The organism is Mesorhizobium mediterraneum, assembly GCF_002284565.1.
GTDB classification, from domain to species: domain Bacteria; phylum Pseudomonadota; class Alphaproteobacteria; order Rhizobiales; family Rhizobiaceae; genus Mesorhizobium; species Mesorhizobium mediterraneum.
On sequence record NZ_NPKI01000027.1, the window covers coordinates 65,512 to 82,450 of the forward strand.

11 protein-coding genes are annotated in these 16,939 nt (G+C 62.7%); 5 read left to right on the forward strand and 6 right to left on the reverse strand.

Going from position 1 to position 16,939, the window contains the following annotated elements:
• Positions 1–100 precede the first annotated feature (100 nt).
• On the reverse strand, positions 101–2,176 hold the full coding sequence (locus tag CIT25_RS22315; RefSeq protein WP_095486685.1) for a prolyl oligopeptidase family serine peptidase: 2,076 nt from the start codon (positions 2,174–2,176) through the stop codon (positions 101–103).
• A 130-nt stretch (positions 2,177–2,306) separates the two neighbouring features.
• On the opposite strand from CIT25_RS22315, the gene CIT25_RS22320 reads away from it, so the two are divergent.
• Positions 2,307–2,846, forward strand: a complete 540-nt coding sequence (locus tag CIT25_RS22320) for a hypothetical protein (RefSeq protein WP_095486686.1) — start codon at positions 2,307–2,309, stop codon at positions 2,844–2,846.
• A gap of 19 nt (positions 2,847–2,865) precedes the next feature.
• On the opposite strand, the gene CIT25_RS22325 is transcribed toward CIT25_RS22320, so the two are convergent.
• Positions 2,866–4,029: an MFS transporter gene (locus CIT25_RS22325; RefSeq protein WP_095486687.1), complete on the reverse strand. Its 1,164-nt coding sequence runs from the start codon at positions 4,027–4,029 to the stop codon at positions 2,866–2,868.
• 111 nt (positions 4,030–4,140) lie between these two features.
• Positions 4,141–5,316: an MFS transporter gene (locus CIT25_RS22330; RefSeq protein ID WP_095486688.1), complete on the reverse strand. Its 1,176-nt coding sequence runs from the start codon at positions 5,314–5,316 to the stop codon at positions 4,141–4,143.
• A gap of 252 nt (positions 5,317–5,568) precedes the next feature.
• Here CIT25_RS22330 and CIT25_RS22335 point away from each other — a divergent pair, with 252 nt between their 5' ends.
• From CIT25_RS22335 to CIT25_RS22355, 4 genes are all read left to right on the forward strand, one after another.
• Positions 5,569–7,146, forward strand: coding sequence for a trimethylamine methyltransferase family protein (locus tag CIT25_RS22335; RefSeq protein WP_095486752.1), 1,578 nt, complete (start codon positions 5,569–5,571; stop codon positions 7,144–7,146).
• Between the two features lie 201 nt (positions 7,147–7,347).
• Complete coding sequence (locus CIT25_RS22345) at positions 7,348–9,921, forward strand: GcvT family protein (protein WP_095486690.1); 2,574 nt, start codon at positions 7,348–7,350, stop codon at positions 9,919–9,921.
• 115 nt (positions 9,922–10,036) lie between these two features.
• Complete coding sequence (locus tag CIT25_RS22350; protein ID WP_245329948.1) at positions 10,037–11,566, forward strand: glycosyltransferase family 39 protein; 1,530 nt, start codon at positions 10,037–10,039, stop codon at positions 11,564–11,566.
• 66 nt (positions 11,567–11,632) lie between these two features.
• Positions 11,633–12,952 carry a M24 family metallopeptidase gene (locus CIT25_RS22355; RefSeq protein ID WP_095486753.1) on the forward strand — a complete coding sequence of 440 codons (1,320 nt, stop codon included), beginning with the start codon at positions 11,633–11,635 and terminating at the stop codon, positions 12,950–12,952.
• Positions 12,953–12,964: 12 nt separating this feature from the next.
• On the opposite strand, the gene CIT25_RS22360 is transcribed toward CIT25_RS22355, so the two are convergent.
• From CIT25_RS22360 to CIT25_RS22370, 3 genes are all read right to left on the reverse strand, one after another.
• Complete coding sequence (locus CIT25_RS22360) at positions 12,965–14,797, reverse strand: hypothetical protein (protein WP_095486692.1); 1,833 nt, start codon at positions 14,795–14,797, stop codon at positions 12,965–12,967.
• Positions 14,798–14,890: 93 nt separating this feature from the next.
• Complete coding sequence (locus tag CIT25_RS22365) at positions 14,891–15,712, reverse strand: phosphate/phosphite/phosphonate ABC transporter substrate-binding protein (protein WP_095486693.1); 822 nt, start codon at positions 15,710–15,712, stop codon at positions 14,891–14,893.
• Positions 15,713–15,794: 82 nt separating this feature from the next.
• Positions 15,795–16,805, reverse strand: coding sequence for a fatty acid desaturase (locus tag CIT25_RS22370; RefSeq protein ID WP_167391082.1), 1,011 nt, complete (start codon positions 16,803–16,805; stop codon positions 15,795–15,797).
• Positions 16,806–16,939 lie beyond the last annotated feature (134 nt).

Sequence of the window (16,939 nt, forward strand, 5' to 3'; positions counted from 1 at the left end):
GGCGACGGCGTCACCGCCACCCCAAATGCGCACCATGTCCCCATCCGAGCCATGGCCTGCACCATATGCCGTCTGATGCGATCAGTTCAAGTCGTTCCGTTCAAGCGATGCTGGTCAGCGCCCGTTGCAGGAAAACATACTTCATTGCGGCCTGTGCCGCTTGCGGCCGGCGATCACCGCGCCCGCCATGGCCGCCTTCGGTCTCCTCGAAGAACAGCGTCTTCGCATGGCCGGCAGCCTGCAGCCGCCCGGCCATCTTGCGCGCATGGCCGGGATGGACGCGGTCGTCGGCGGTCGACGTCGTCAGCAGCACCGGCGGATAGGCCGCATCGGTCTTTACATGCTGATAAGGCGAGTAAGCGGCCAGCCAGGCCGCCTCTTCAGGCTTAGCCGGATCGCCATACTCGGCCATCCAGGATGCGCCAGGCGGCAGCTCGGTGTAGCGCAGCATGTCGAGCAGCGGCACGTCGATGATCACCGCACCGAAAAGCTCGGGATGCTGGGTCAGCGAAACGCCGGTCAGCAGGCCGCCATTCGAGCCGCCTTGGATGCCGAGCGTCGCCGGCGTGGCGATGCCGCGTTTCACGATGTCTTGCGCGACCGCGGCGAAATCGTCGAAGGCATTCTGGCGATTGGCCTTGAGCGCAGCCTGGTGCCAGTTCGGACCGAACTCGCCGCCGCCGCGGATATTGGCCTGCACATAGGCATTGCCCTTTTCCAGCCACAGCCTGCCGCGCACGCCGGCATAGCCGGGCAGCAGCGGCACTTCAAAGCCGCCATAGCCATAAAGCAATGTCGGCACCGGACCGTCCTGGTCGCGTTGCCTGACGACGAAGTAAGGGATCATGGTGCCGTCTTTCGAGCGCGCCTCGAACTGTTCCGACACAAGGGACGAAGCATCGAAACGCGCCGGCTGCGATTTCACCGTTGTCATCGTCGCAGCATCGTCGTCCGACCAGATGATCGAGCTCGGCGTCAGGAAATCGGTGAAGGAGAAGGAGACGCTGGAGCCGAAATGTTCGGCATGGGCGATGCCGACATTGCCATTCTCAGGCAGCGCGACTGGCTTCAGCGACCAGCCGCCGTCATCGCGCTCGCAGACGACGACCTTGCCGCGCACATTATCCATCAGGTTGATGAACAACCGGTCCTGCGTGCGGGCAATGCCGGCGATCGAAACCCTATGCGCCGGCTCGATCACGGTATCGATGGGTCCAAACGCATCGGCTTCGATCCAGCGCGCGAAATCCAGCGAATAGAGGCCGTCAGGTTGGCACAACGTGCCATCCGGCGCCGTCCACGGGCTGCGCACCCCGAAGACGAACTGATCCCTGAACAGCGCCGTGTCGGTGACGTCATCCGGTAGCGGAATGCGCCTGTTCTCGCCGGAAGGCAGACGCAGAAAACTGTGCGAGGCAAAGAAGTCGAGCGTCCGGGTCAGGAACAGATGCCGCTTGTCGCCGTCGAACTCGAGGGAACCGCCGGCGGCGAGATCCTGCTTCTGCGCCTCGAAGAGCGGCGTCGCATCCTCCAGCCTGGTGCCGCGCTGCCAAAGCTTGACCACGCGTGGATAACCGGACTGGGTTTTTTCGTCCTCCTCGAAGGCAGCCGAAACGATGACGGTGTCCTTGTCCAACCAGCTGAAGCCCGACTTCGAGGCGGGCGCGCGAAAGCCGCCCTCGACAAAGGACTTGGTGTCGATGTCGAATTCACGCATCTCACTGGCGTCGCCACCATCCGGCGACAGGCTGAGCAGGCAGCGGCTGAAGTCGGGGTAAAGCCGGCTGGCGCCGCTGAACACCCATTTCACGCCCTCTTTGGCGGACAGATTATCGAAGTCGATGATCGTCTCCCAATCCGGCTTCTCGGTCTTGTAGGAAGCGACCGTCGTGCGCCGCCAGAGGCCGAGCACATTGGTCTTGTCCTGCCAGAAATTGTAGACATGGCCGCTGAGTGCAGACCCGACCGCAATGTTGTCCTCGGCCGTCATCAGGTCGAGCGCGGTCTGGAAGGAGGCCTGGTAGGACGGATCACCCTGCAATTCACCTGTTGTAACCGCGTTCTGACGGTGGACCCAGTCGAGCGCTTCCTTGCCTGTCCTGTCCTCCAGCCAGAGAAAGGGATCCTCGGTCTCGCCAACTGGACCCTGCTGCTTCTGTGCGATCGACTTTGTCATGTGGTCTCCGAAAAATTCGTCAAGTTCGGTGCCACAAACATCGGCGTGGCGCTATCGAGATTCAATTGAAACACGTAAAATGAACGGCCTCCGTATAGCTAGGCCTTCTGCGTGGGGTGAAGGAAACTTCATGCAACGTCTCTACATTGCGAATGAGAAGTTTGATCCGGTCAACGGCACAGGGTGGAAGGAGTACATTCAGTGGTCGGGCCTTACCCAGCTGACCGAGGTTGTCACGCTCGACGGGATGCTCTGCGCATTCGCACTACCAGAGACGAAGGACAGCCACTGGCCCCACATTGTTAACGAAGACAACATGCTCAACTTCTTTGTGGACCTGGACTTCCTTCTTTCGGAGTTGGCCGATACGAGCAATCTCAACGTCCTTGGCGTGATCCGAAGGCCATCAACGGACGTGCGCCACCTTGATTGGAATGGATTCACGTTCCTCGGCTATGACTTGCTGGACCAGGACGTTTCAACAAGCGCACTAACCAATTGCGGCGGCTTTCCGGAAGCATTCGCGAACTCGGAACTCTCCAGCGTCGGACTGATCCCAGACTTTAATCGCGCTGTTGAAATTCAAGGAACGCTGCGAAGCAAATACTATCCACCTGAACACCACGCCGATTGTGACCTCTGGGCTATTTTCATACAGCAAGGCAATTAAGGCTACTCCGATACGTAGCTCACACGATCCGCCGCCGCATGACGGTTGTAACCGCCAGCGCCAGGCACATGGCGCCAAGCGTGATCGGCAGGCCGTCCGCACCAAGAATATCCATGGCACCTCCCGCCAGCGGCGGCATGGCGATACCGCCGACGCCCCACATCAGCGAGAAGGCGGCGTTGCCGGCGACCAGCGCCGAGCCGGTGAAGCGCTCGCCGAGCTCGATGATCGACATCGTATAGATGCCGTAGGAAACCGCGCCCCAGATAAAGACGCATGGCCAGATCAGCGGCGTCTCGATGAGAACCGGCAACAGCACGCATCCGAGCACGGTCAGCGACACGCAGATAAACCGCACCAGACGCGCCGTCAGCCGTTCCGCCAGCAGGCCGAGCGGCACCTGCATGGCGATGTTGCCGGCGATCATCACCGACAGCAGCGCCGACATGCGGGCTTCGGCGATGCCGTAATAGGTCCCGTAGACCGGCAGCAGCGCCAGCACCGCCTGCTCAAAGCCGGCGGCGACGACGACCGCCGACAACAGCAGCCATGCCATCGGCATGAACCCCATCACCGAAACCCGGTGCCCGGCCTCATCGACCTTCGGAAGCCGTCGCAGCACCAGCGCCAGGCAGGCGCCGCAAAAAACGAATGCGGCGATGCCGACGAGAAACGGCGGCCATCCTTCGGTGCCGACGGCAAGCAGGCACAGCGGGCCGGCCGCGAAACCTGCCGAAATGACTGTGGAATAGATCCCCATCACGCGACCGCGGCGCGCCGGCGGCGCCAGGGCGATCACCCAGATCTCGCTCAGCACATAGAGCGGATTGGTCACCACGCCGATCAGGAAGCGCAGCGGAAACCACAGATAGACATTCTGCGTCCAACCGATCAGCGCCAGCGTGATCGCGGAAAGCGCTGCGCAGGTGAGCGCCGTGCGCCCTGCCCCGAACCGGCGCGCCAGCGCCGGGATGAGCGGCGACGAGACGATGAAGCCGACCGGCGTCATCGCCGCAGACAGCCCGATCATGGCCGGCGAGATGCCTTGTCGCTGCAGGATGAAGCTCAGCAGCGGATAGGAGAGCCCCTGCGCGATGGCGAACACCGAGACGGTCGCGATTACCCCGGTGAGCGCCGCCCACGGCATTCCCGTTTCGTTGCCGCTGGTGCCGGTCGCAATCATTCTGCCATCCCTGCATTGGAGATCTGCTCGGCGAGTCACCCAGCTACCGGTCCGGTTCCGCGAAAGAAAGGGCCGGCCAGCAAAAACCATTTGCGCCAACGGATCGCCGGCTCAACGGTTCCGGCGTCCGGACGACCGGTAGAGCGCGAACGCGATCAGCAGCGCATCGAGGCCAGCGATCACCGCCGGCAGGCCGAGCGGACCGATCCCCTGCATCAGCGCGCCGGCGCCGGGCGGGCCGACAATGCCGCCAGCGCCCCACGTCAGCGCGAAGGCTGCGTTGCCGGCGACGAGTGCTGTTCCCTTGAACCGGCTGCCTAGCTCGACCAGCGCCATTGTATAGACGCCGTAGCCGACCGCGCCCATCACCACCAGCACGGGCCAGACCAACGGCGTCGTGATCAGGAGCGGCAGCGAGAGCGCGCAAGCGGCCGTCGCCAGCGCGCAAAAGACGATCATCGCCCGGCCGCCGAAGCGCTCGGCCATCAGCCCCAGCGGGATCTGCAGCAGGATGTTGCCGGCCGACAGCGCCGTCACCAGCGCCGCCAGCGTCGCTTCCGGCAAGCCGTAGCCGGAACCGAAAACTGGCATCAGCGCATAGGTGCTCTGCTGGACCGCGGCCGCAACCAGGACCGCCAGCAGCAGCGCCGGCGCCAGCTTGGCGAAGCCTACGATGCCGCCCGAAACCTGGCCGTCATCCTCGAAACCGGTCAATTTGGACGAGACGGCGCGCAGGATCAGCGCACAGAGCGCAAAGCCTGATATCGCCGCGACGAAAGGAGGCCATCCCGATGTGCCGACCGTGATCAGGATCAGCGGCCCCGCCGCGTAGCCGGCGCCCAGCAGCGTATTGAACACCCCCATCACCCGGCCGCGGCGCGTCGGCGGCGCCAGCGACAGCGCCCACACCTCGCCAAGCACATAGAGCGGATTGATGACCACGCCGACGAGAAAGCGGATGATGAACCACGCCACCCAATCCTGCAGATAGCCGATGCCTAAGAAGCAGAGCGCGCCGGCCAGTGAACAGCCGACGGCGAGGTTGCGCGCGCCGACCAGGCGGACGGCCGCCGGCACGAACGCAGCCGACAGGATGAGGCCAACCGGCATCATCGCCGCGGAAAGGCCGATCAGCGCCGGAGACATGCCTTGCCGCTGCATCAACAGCGTAAACAGCGGATAGCTAAGCCCCTGCGCGGCGCCGAACATGGCCAGAGCGGCTGTGACGCCGGCAAGCGCTGCCCACTGCGTTGCCGCCTCGCCATCGCTCGAACCGGTCGCGACCATCCGCCATCCCTGTGAATCGCCCACCCTCGGGGGTCGGCAAGCTACCCGGCTAGCGGTTCGGCCTGGGAAAAGGAAGGGCCGCCCGGGCAAATCTCCTGCGCCACGTCATCCGCCCCGTGCGTGTGCCCAACGATCGGTCAGCTGCCCTTCCGGCATGTCGCTTCCCTCGTCCTAGTGGTCGCCGCCTCCGCAATGGCGGGACGGCCGGCGGTCCATTATGCCGCCGCACTGTCGCAGCGTACGAGGCTTGTCATGACCGCCGCCCTTCATCCCGCCGAACCGGCATTGGCAAACGATCGCGCCCGTCGCGGCGGCCGCGCGGGCAAACGTGCCGGCGCAGCGGCGGCGTTCGAGCAGCCGCCTTTCCGTCAGCTGAAAATCCCGCTGACGCCGACGAAGCTGGTCTCCGACGACGAGCTGGAATCGATCCACCTCGCCTCGCTGCGCGTGCTGCGTGAAATTGGCGTCGACGTGCTGCATGACGAGGCAAGGCGCATCATGAAGGCGCATGGCGCGGATGTCCGCGACGGCAGTGAGCGGGTCCGCTTCGACAGCGACATGATCCTCGAGCTGGTTTCGCACTGCCCGTCGGAGTTCACCATCCACGCCCGCAATCCGGCGCACAATGTGCGCTTCGGCGGCGACAATCTGATCATCTCGATGATGGCGTCGGCGCCCAATTGTTCCGACATCGACCGCGGCCGCCGGCCGGGCAACCAGCAGGACTATCGCAACTTCCTCAAGCTCGCGCAGATGCACAACATCCTGAACTGCACAGGCGGCTACCCGGTCGAGCCGATCGATATCCATCCGTCCGTCCGGCACCTCGAATGCATCCGCGATTTGAGCGTGCTCACCGATAAGGTGTTCCACATCTATTCACTCGGCAAGGAACGCAATGTCGACGGCATCGAGATCACCAGGATCGCGCGCGGCATCAGCCACGAACAGCTTCTCGAAGAGCCGTCGGTGTTCACCATCATCAACACCAATTCGCCGCTCAAGCTCGATGTGCCGATGATGGAAGGCATCATCCAGATGTCGAGCAAGGGCCAGGTCGTCATCGTGACGCCGTTCACCCTGTCGGGCGCCATGGCGCCGGTGACGATAGCCGGCGCGCTAGTGCAGCAGAATGCCGAAGCGCTGTCCGGCATTGCATTCGCCCAGATGGTGCGCAAAGGCGCGCCCGTCGGCTATGGCGGCTTCACCTCGAATGTCGACATGAAGTCCGGCGCGCCGGCCTTCGGCACGCCGGAATACATGAAGGCGCAATTGGTCGGCGGCCAGCTCGCCCGCCGCTACAACATCCCCTACCGCACCTCCAACACCTGCGCCGCCAACACGGTCGACGCACAGGCCGCCTATGAAAGCGTGTTCTCGCTATGGGGCGCCATCCAGGGCGGCGGCAATCTGATGATGCATGCGGCCGGCTGGCTGGAAGGCGGCCTGCGCTGCTCCTACGAGAAGACCATTCTGGACATCGATCTGCTGCAGATGATGGCGGAATTCCTGACCCCGCTCGACCTCTCCGAGGAGGCTCTCGGCTTCGACGCCATCCAGTCGGTCGGTCCGGGCGGCCATTTCTTCGGCACCCAGCACACCCAGGACCGCTACAAGACCGCCTTCTATTCGCCTATCATCTCCGACTGGCGCAATTTCGAGACCTGGGCGGAAGCCGGATCGCCGACGGCTATCGAAAAAGCCAATCGGGTCTGGAAGGAGCGGCTGGCGACCTATGAAGAGCCCTACATGGACCCGGCTATCCGCGAGGAGCTCAACGCATTCGTCGAGAAACGCCGGTCCGAAGGCGGCGCGCCGACCGATTTTTGATGATTGTGTCGTTGATGAACTGATCATTTGTATGGATTTGATGAACGGTCGACCCCCACTCCGTCGAGCTTCGCTCGACACCTCTCCGCCGATCGACGGGGTAGAGGAAGGGCGTGAGATTATTCCAGCCGGCGCCCTTCTCCGCTTTATTTTTACGCCCCGCTCACTCGATTCAATCTCTTCAAAAACGGAACTATCTTCATGAAATCTCATGCAAAAGCGGTTGTCATCGGCGGCGGCGTCGTCGGCTGCTCGGTGCTCTATCATCTGGCCAAGGCCGGCTGGACCGACATCATGCTGATCGAGCGTTCGGAGCTCACCTCCGGCTCGTCCTGGCACGCAGCGGGCGGCTTCCATACGCTCAATGGCGATCCCAACGTCGCCAAGCTGCAGGCCTATACGGTGCAGCTCTACAGGGAGATCGAAGAGCTTTCCGGCCAGTCCTGCTCGTTGCACCTGACCGGCGGCGTGATGATGGCCGACACCCCCGAGCGCATGGACTTTTTGCGCCTTGCCCACGCCAAGGGCCGCTATCTCGGAATGGACACCGAGCTGATCACGCCGTCGGAGGCCAAGGCGATGTTCCCGCTGATGGACGAGACGAATTTCGTCGGCGCCATGTGGGATCCGGTCGAAGGCCATCTCGATCCTTCCGGAACCACCCACGCCTATGCCAAGGCGGCCAGGAAGCTCGGCGCTGAGATCGTGCTGCGCAACCGGGTCGTCGAGCTGACGCAGGAAGTCGACGGCACCTGGAACGTCGTCACCGAGCAAGGCACGGTCAAGGCCGAGCATGTCGTCAATTGCGGCGGCCTGTGGGCGCGCGAGATCGGCCGCATGGTCGGTGTCGAGCTGCCGCTGCTGGCCATGGAGCATATGTACCTTTTGACCGAGCCGATGCCGGAGGTCGAGGAATTCAACAAGTCGACCGGCCGCGAGATGATCGGCGTGATGGACTTCAAGGGCGAGATCTACACCCGCCAGGAACGCAACGGCATCCTGCTCGGCACCTATGAAAAGGCCTGCAAGCCGTGGTCTCCAGTCAACACGCCATGGGATTTCGGCCACGAGCTGCTGCAGCCCGACATCGACCGCATCGCGCCGTCGCTCGAAATCGGCTTCAAGCATTTCCCCGGCATCGAGAAGGCCGGCATCAAGCAGATCATCAATGGCCCCTTCACCTTCGCGCTGGACGGCAACCCGCTGGTCGGCCCGGTGCAGGGCCTGACCAACTTCTGGTGCGCCTGCGCCGTCATGGCCGGTTTCTCGCAGGGCGGCGGCGTTGGGCTGGCGCTGTCGAACTGGATGGTCAATGGCGACCCCGGCTTCGACGTCTGGGGCATGGACGTCGCTCGCTTCGGCGAATGGGCGAGCCTGCGCTACACCAATGCCAAGGTGCGCGAAAACTATTCGCGCCGCTTTTCCATACGCTTTCCCAACGAGGAATTGCCGGCTGCTCGCCCGGCTCAGACGACGCCGCTCTACGACACGATGCTGGCCAACAATGCCGTCATGGGCGATTCGTGGGGCCTCGAAACGCCACTCTGGTTCGCGCCGAAAGGCACGGAGCCGAAGGATATCGTTTCGTTCCACCGTTCCAACGATTTCGGGCCGATCGGCGAGGAAGTGCGTGCGACCCGCGAAAGGGTCGGCGTCACCGAGATCGCCAACTTCGCCAAATACGAAGTGTCCGGGCCGGGATCGGAAGATTTCCTCAACCGGCTGATGACCAACCGCATGCCGAAGATCGGCCGCATCGTGCTGACCCCGATGCTGAACGAGTTCGGCAGGCTGATCGGCGACTTCACCATCGCCAAGGCTGGTGAAGAGCGCTTCATGATCTGGAGCTCGTCGGCGGCGCAGAAATATCATATGCGCTGGTTCGAGAAGCACCTGCCGAGGGATGGTAGCGTCCGCATCCACCGCTTCGACCAGACGCTTGTCGGCCTCTCGATCGCCGGGCCGAGATCGCGCGATCTGCTGCAGAAGCTTGTTGACGTGGATGTCTCGACCAAGGCTTTCCGCTTCATGGATTTCCGCGAGATGGCGGTCGGCGGCGCGCCCTGCATGGTCAATCGCATCACCTATACCGGCGATCTCGGTTACGAGATCTGGATGGCGCCGGCCTACCAGCGCCTTGTCTACAAGGCGATCAAGGATGCCGGCGAAGAGTTTGGCCTTGTCGATTTCGGCATGCGCGCCTTGCTCTCGATGCGCCTGGAAAAGAATTTTCCGACCTGGTTTCGCGAGCTGCGCCCGATCTACGGGCCGTTCGAAGGAGCAATGGATCGCTTCATCAAGCTGGAGAAGAACGACTTCATCGGGCGCGAAGCGGCGGCCAAGGAACAGACAGAAGGGCCGAAACGGCGCCGTGTCTCCTTCATCGTAGATGCCGCGGATGCTGACGTGATGGGCGACGAGCCGATCTGGGCCAAGGTCGGCGGCAAGGATTTTGGCACGGTCGAAAAGCCGCACGGCTATGGCGCGCCACGCTTCGATATATCAGGCAAGGAAGTGCGCGGCTCCAGGGCCGCGGAAGGCGCCTCGGCCGTGCGCGGCATCGTCGACGGCGACTGGCGCGTGGTCGGCTGGATCACCTCCGGCGGCTATGCGCATTACGTCCAGAAATCGATGGCGCAGGGCTATGTGCCGGCCGCCTTGGCCGAGAACGAGAGCGCCGGACTGTTCGAGATTGAAATCCTCGGACACCGGCGGCCGGCCCGCATCAATGTCGAGCCGCCTTTCGATCCGAGTGGCGAGAAGATGCGGGCATAGGCGGTCAGGGTTGCTGCCCAAGGCCGCCGCCCATCCCAAGGCTGCTACAACATTGTGCGGGGCACGGTCTCATGCTAGCGCAGCCGGTGCAACTGGCACGGGCGATGAGAACTCCTTGAAGTATTCGATGAAATGGGCCGAATGGCTTGCCGAGGGCAGGATCGGCCGTTTCCCCGCGGCGATCGTGTTGGTCGCGCTTTATTGCTGCACACAGGTCGTCGTGCTGTCGCTGGCGAGCCTGTGGGCGGGAACCGGGGTCGGTGTCGATGACTCCGAACAGCTGATGTATATGCGGTTTTTGTGGGCCGGCTATGGCGGCTCGCAGCCGCCGCTTTACTCCTGGCTCGGCTGGTTGACGTCGTCGGTTTTCGGAACCAACATCTTCGCGCTTAAACTACTGAAGTATTCCCTGATTTTCGTGGCCTTGACGTCGGTCTTCGTCGCGGTGTGCAAACTCGGCTATTCCCAGCGCACCGCAGTTGCCTCCATTCTAGGTCTTTTGCTGTTTCCTCAGCTGGTCTGGGAAATGCAGCACACCTTATCGCATACCGTTGCCGCCTTTTGTTTTTCGGGGCTGCTGCTGCTTGCGCTCGTCGAGCTTCTGCAGCGCAAATCGCTGCTGACCTATGCCTTGTTCGGCCTGGCGATCGGTGCGGCTGTGCTGGCGAAATACAATCTTTTCATCCTGATTGCCGCGATGCTGGCGGCGACCTTATCGCTGCGCGAGACCCGCCAGGTCATCCTGCGTCCGCAAATCATGATCAGCATGGCCGTGGCGCTGCTGGTCTGCCTGCCGACATTGTATTGGACCGCCACGCATCCGAGCGAATTGCTGGCGCGCAGCTACAAGTTCGGCATCAATGAAGGCGACGGTGCTTTCCTCGTCGCGTTGAAAGGCATCATCGGCTTTGGCGATGCCGTAATGAATTTTGCCATCTTGCCGGTCGTGATTTTCGCAGTGGCGATGCTGGCGGGACGGGTCAGTCCATCGACGCTCCGCCTACGGCTTCCAGATTCGGAAAAACTATTGTGGCGCATTCTCGGCTTCGGGCTCTGCATCACCATTGTCCTGGTGATCGCCAGCGGCGCCACCACGTTCAAGGCGCGCTGGTTGTTGCCGGTCCTGCTTTTTTTGCCTGCCGCCTTCGCCGCCCGCATGGACACCCTCGGCGACAAAGGCAGGACGGCGCAAAACCTCACCATCACCGTTGCAGCCACACTGGCCATACTGATCTTGCCGGCGACATGGGCCTATCAGGTCTATGGCGGAAAGGGCCAGGGACGCGTCGTCCGTCTAGACTACCCGACGCTGTATCATGATCTGACCGCAGATGGCGCAGTCAAGACGGTCATGTCGGACTGGCACTGGGTGGGCAATCTCAGGCTCGTCGACCCAGACCTTGTCGTCCTCGGAGAAGAGGTGCCGGGTTTCGCCGCGTTGCTGCAGGAACCCGCCGTTCTGATCTGGCTCGACAGGCCCAGCCCGGAACCGGAAATCCTGGACCGCATCAGCCAGGCGGGTTTCATCCTGGACAATGAACGCCGCAGCCTCAGGGTTCCCGAATTTCTCGGTTCGAGCGACGGCAGGCTTGTGACCGTCGTCAAGTTGAAAAAGCGAAATGCCAATGCTCCTGCGGCCGATTGAGATCGGGAGGATAGGAAAGTGAGCGAGCCAGGCGTCGAGCGACGGTTCGGTCGCCACCGCAAGATCATGCCGTTCGAGCCGGACGAAGCGGACTCTATCGACGCGTTGCGCCTGAAGTCGCGGCAGAAGGCGGCGGCACTCAACCAGCATGTGCTTGGCTACGGCGCACTGGCGGAAGCCGAATGGCATGCCGCCGGCATCGCTGCTCCCGACCTACCCACCATGCGTCAGTACCGGCTCGACCGCATCCGCGCCGAGCTGAAGCGCCGCGACTATGCGGGAGCCCTGCTCTACGATCCGATCAACATCCGCTATGCGACCGACTCGACCAACATGCAGCTCTGGGTCGCGCACAATCCGACAAGGCATTGTTTCGTTGCCACCGAAGGCCCGGTGGTGCTGTTCGATTATTTCTCCTGCGAGCACCTTTCCGACCACTCCGGCGTCGTCGACGAGGTGCGGCCGGCAGTGTCGTGGATGTATCTCTATAGCGGCGAGCTGACCGAGCAAAAGACCCGCCGCTGGGCGGCCGGCATAGCCGATCTGGTGAGGGAACATGGCGGCGGTATCAGCCGCATCGCCGTCGATCACATCAATCCTGAGGGCGTCGAGGAACTCGCCCGCCTCGGCATTTCGATCGGCAATGGCGAAGCGCTGATGGAAAATGCACGTCTAATCAAATCGCCCGACGAAATCCTGGCCATGCGCCGGTCGATCGTCGCTTGCGAGGCTGCTATGGGCGAGATGGAAGCAGCGTTGCGGCCAGGAATTTCCGAGAACGAATTATGGGCCGAACTCCACCGCGGCAACATTGCGCGTGGCGGCGAATGGGTCGAGACCCGGCTCTTGACGTCCGGCCCGCGCACCAATCCGTGGTTCCAGGAATGCTCGGCGCGAATGATCGAAGCCGGCGATCTCGTCGCTTTCGATACCGATCTGATCGGCCCTTACGGCTTCTGCGCCGACCTGTCGCGCACCTGGCTCTGCGGCGAAACCGAGCCGTCCACCGAGCAAGGCGACCTGTTTCGCACCGCCGCCGACCAGATCGCCCACAACATTGGCCTGATGCAGCCGGGCACTTCGTTCCGCGACCTAGTCGAGCGATCGGCGGTGCCGCCTGGTGATTGCTTCCCGACGCGCTACGGCGTGCTCTATCACGGCGTCGGCCTGGCCGACGAATACCCGACGCTGCCGCATGCGATCGACTGGACCGACGACACGCCCGACGGCGTGCTTGTGTCAGGCATGGTGCTTTGCGTCGAGAGCTACATCGGCCGGCTCGGCGGACGCGAAGGCGTCAAGATCGAGGACCAGATCCTGATCACCGAAACCGGCAACGAGCAGCTTTCAAGCTACCCGCTGGATGAGCGACTGCTCGGCGGCTGAAGGGCGGAAAGCTCAGTAGCCGCAGTCGATTTTGCGCCTGGCCTTGTCGAAAACGCGGTCGAACCGCGCTCGATTGGAGTTCCGATCCTTGGCCGGAAAGGCTTGCAGGAGCGTAGCCTTGTCGGCGCCCATGCCGGCCAACGTGTTGATCGCCAAGTCGCCATAGCTGGCATGCAGCGGGATGATCCCCGCCCGGATACGCTCCAGCAATGGCTCGATGGCGGGAGCGCCTCGCTCGCCGAGGCGGCAGAGGCCTTGCACTCCTGCCAGATAGGAATGCTGCCAGAAATTGCCCTTGTCGAGCGGCTGCAGCGCCGCGTCGTCGATCAGATAGAGCATCGTCGGGATGGCGTCGGCGCCGAACACGGAAAGCCTGGTCAAAGCCTGAAAAGCGGCGACGCGCCGGTGCGTATCCTTTGCCAGCCTTTCGAGGTCGGCACGATGCTCCGGGATCACTTGATCGGGCAGGGACTGGATAGCTATGGCCAGGCGCCCAGCTTGCGGTGCTTCGATGTTGCCGAATTTGCTTACCTTGATATCGATTTCGAAAAGCCGCGCGAAAAGCGCGTCGGCAAGCCGCGCCATGCTCTCGGGCGCCACGTCCTTCGCATATTTCGCTGCTGCGAAGACGCTGTCTGGAACGCCCAGCCGGCGGTCGTTCAGGGCTGCTATGGCGAGGTCGACATCGGGCTGCGACGCAGTCTGCCTACCGCGCAGCCTGTCAAAGAAATCATTGGCAAGCGAGTTGGTGACGGCGTCGATGGGGCCCGGCTGACTGAGCTTTGCGGCAAGGACCGCGGCCGCATCGTTCGAGTCGTCGACTGCTGGCAGCGTAAGCTCCATGCCGAGCGTGCCGGTTACGAATGCGCTCCAATCGGGCCGGTCGGCGAACTGGACGATGTGGGTAAGGTCGAGCGTTCTCGGGAAGCCGATGCGAATATCGAACTGATAGCCGGTCACATAGCTTGGCAAAAGCAGCGGCAGCAGCCGGTAGGAAGCAACGCCGGTCCATCGGTAGACCTCGGAGAAGGTTGCTCCGTCCTTGTTGTGCACAGAGATGCGGTAGACCGCGATTGTATCGGCGGTCGGATTGAGCCCTGCCTGGTAGTCGTTCACCCCACGCTTGATCTGCCCGGCGCTGACCACCGTGTCAGCTTCGGCAAGTGACGCCTCGGATTCGATCAGGCAATTGCCCTTGGCGATCTCAAGCCGCATGCGCTCCGAAGCCTTGGGTGCGTTCCGCGCCGTGGGACTCTTTTCGAGATCAAGGAGGCGGACATCGGCAAGCTCGACTGGCGGACATGACGCCCGGCGCTCCATGTGGAAGGTCCGGGCGATGGAGGAAAAGTCCGGCTCCGGCATCTCCGCGGGATAGCTCATTACCATGATACGCCGGGCGCTGCGTGTCAGCAGTGCACGCATGCAGAAATCGTCACAGCGGGTCTGGGTCTTTGTCCAGAAGGCTGTCCGATCGGAGCGAACCGCCAGCGTCTCGGCCCGGAACGGCCGCACGATCCGGTCGTTGTCGCCCGATACCAGCGCCATCGTGGTCCGGTCCATTGACCTGTTGATCAGGAAAGGCGGCACCGCAAGCAGTGCCACCGCGATCAGCGGGCTCGTCAACCAGTTTAATCGGCCCGGGACCCCGAAGCTGATTGCCCATGTCAACAGCAGGAACAGGAACACCGGCGGGATCAGCGCCATCAGCAGGGCGAGCGGGATGCCGACGATGCTGATCGCCGCGACGATGGCTATCTGCGGCAAGAGCAGACATGGCAGTGCCGCCAGCCCCAGGACCAGCAGCACGGTCCGAAATGTCCATCTCTGAATGGTTGCCACCGCCATGGTGCTGTCCCCGCGAAGTCACGCGCAGGTTGCGCGCACATGGTGACGGTCGCGTAAAGATCAGCCCAGGCCCGGATCTATTGCCAATCAGAGTTAGCGAACGGTTGTGCCGACGGCTCCGAGAGAGATCAGCAGGTCGACGAGGATGTTCTTGACCGGCTCCGGCGTCGATCTGGCGGTGATGAACGGCAGGCCTTTGCGCCTTCCCGTCCAGCCAACGACCTTCACCGCTTGCGCCGCTGGCTCGAAGCGTTGCGCCAGCGCCCAGCTCTTGCAGTCGATGGCCGCGACATCGGCACGGCCCTCGGCGATGGCGACGATCGAGGCACGGTGGCCGCCGCTTTCGCTGCGCGCCGTAAAGATGTCCAGGCTTTCGCCCATTGCTTCCAGGTCGCGCGTTAGCCCGATGAAGCCGGACATCGAATCGAGGCTGTTGAAGGTAAAGTGCTTGCCACGCAGAATATCGAGCGGGATGAGAGGGCTGCCTTCGGACGGTGAACCAACCGATGGCGCTTCACCTGCCCGCATCACGAGCGCGCTCGAATAGAGTTCGCCCTGCCCGCCCTCGAAGGCATCGTAATTCGGCTGGCCGATCACCTGGACATGCGTCGACAGGCCGAGTTCCATCGGCCCCCAGCAGGTCTGCGCGAACAGCAGCGCCGGATGCAGCCAGAGGCCGTGAAAATCCAGTTCGTCCGGCGGCAGCGTCGCCGGATCGGGCGCGATAACCTTTCCGGCGGCGTCGCGGATGCCGCCTTCTACAGGCCGCAGATCGGCATTGACGCGAGCGATGGTCTGCGGCGCGCCGATGCCTTTTTGCCGGAAGGCATCACGCAGCCGTGCCCATTGGGCATCGACCTCGCTCCGCATTTCGGGCCAGTCATACATCGGCAAGGCGGCAACGAAATCGCTCATGCCGGGACTTTGATCGTTACGCTGAGAAACTGACGAGACCATTGACGCGCACCTGGCTATCGCCGCGGCGATGCCGCAAAATTCATTCTTTCGGCGGCTCGGCCGGCACCGGCGCGCTGCCAAGGCCATTGAGGCTGCGCGCCCTGACGCGCGGCTTGAACGCCCGGCCTGGTTCCGGCGCGCGCCGCAGCACGGGGTGAACGATCGGCTCCTTAGCCCTGAACGCATAAGCCTTGAGCAGCGCGAAATAGTTCGGATAGGCATAGCCATTGTTCATCCGCAGCCACTCGTCACGGCGGTCGGCAAACAACTTCGGCAACCGGTACCAGGCCACCGTCGGGCTCTTGTGATGGACGAAATGCAAATTGTTGTTGAGGAACAGGAAGGACAGCGGCGAACGCTCGACGATCACCGTGCGGCCTTCCGGATGCTCCGACCACTGGTGCTCGGCGAAAGTGCGGATCGAAATCAGCGACTGGCCGAGCCACACCGGCACCAGGATGTAGAGCCACAACGGGATGCCGAAGCCGAACTGCACGACCGGCAACACGACGGCTAGGCCGATCGCGTGCAGCAACCACGCCTTGCGGATCACCTTGTCGCCGGCAAGCATCTGCTTGGCATCGTCGATGAAGAAGCCGATGCAGGAGAGCCACGGGCCAAGCACGAAGCGGCCGACCATGGTGTTGTTGATCTTCAGCAGAAATTTCATCGCCGGCGGCAACTCGTCATGGTGCCACAGCGCCTTGTAGTAGCTTTCGGGGTCGTCCAGCGGATCGGTCAGCCGTTCGTCGGCATGGTGGCGCAGGTGAATGGTCTTGAACCGGCGGAACGGCCAGACGAGGCCTATCGGCAGGAAGACGAAAACTTCGTTGAGCTGTGCATTGCGGGTCGGATGGCCGTGCAGGACTTCGTGAGCCAACGAGGATTGCAGTGCGGCGACCAACGCCAGAACGGCGAGCGCCAACAGCGGGTACGATGGCCAGATGAGCGAGCCGCCGACGAGCCAGGTGCCGTAACAGAAAAACGCCAGAAACACGGTCGGCCATTCGATGGCCGGTGCATTGCGTCGTCTGTTATTCGTGCTCGTCATGGATCGACCACTGCCCTTCCAGTCGCCGGAATCATTTTTGATTCCTGACAGCATTGTGTCAGGAGCGTTGAATCGCTGCAACGCGACAAAGCGCACAAGATGTTGCGATTGCGCATTTTCAGCCGCATATGTTA

Coding starts and splice junctions, on each gene's coding strand:
- CIT25_RS22315 (WP_095486685.1), bottom strand. CDS start 2,176: ATGACAAAGTCGATCGCACAGAAGCAGCAGGGTCCAGTTGGCGAGACC.
- CIT25_RS22320 (WP_095486686.1), top strand. CDS start 2,307: ATGCAACGTCTCTACATTGCGAATGAGAAGTTTGATCCGGTCAACGGC.
- CIT25_RS22325 (WP_095486687.1), bottom strand. CDS start 4,029: ATGATTGCGACCGGCACCAGCGGCAACGAAACGGGAATGCCGTGGGCG.
- CIT25_RS22330 (WP_095486688.1), bottom strand. CDS start 5,316: ATGGTCGCGACCGGTTCGAGCGATGGCGAGGCGGCAACGCAGTGGGCA.
- CIT25_RS22335 (WP_095486752.1), top strand. CDS start 5,569: ATGACCGCCGCCCTTCATCCCGCCGAACCGGCATTGGCAAACGATCGC.
- CIT25_RS22345 (WP_095486690.1), top strand. CDS start 7,348: ATGAAATCTCATGCAAAAGCGGTTGTCATCGGCGGCGGCGTCGTCGGC.
- CIT25_RS22355 (WP_095486753.1), top strand. CDS start 11,633: ATGCCGTTCGAGCCGGACGAAGCGGACTCTATCGACGCGTTGCGCCTG.
- CIT25_RS22360 (WP_095486692.1), bottom strand. CDS start 14,797: ATGGCGGTGGCAACCATTCAGAGATGGACATTTCGGACCGTGCTGCTG.
- CIT25_RS22365 (WP_095486693.1), bottom strand. CDS start 15,712: ATGAGCGATTTCGTTGCCGCCTTGCCGATGTATGACTGGCCCGAAATG.
- CIT25_RS22370 (WP_167391082.1), bottom strand. CDS start 16,805: ATGACGAGCACGAATAACAGACGACGCAATGCACCGGCCATCGAATGG.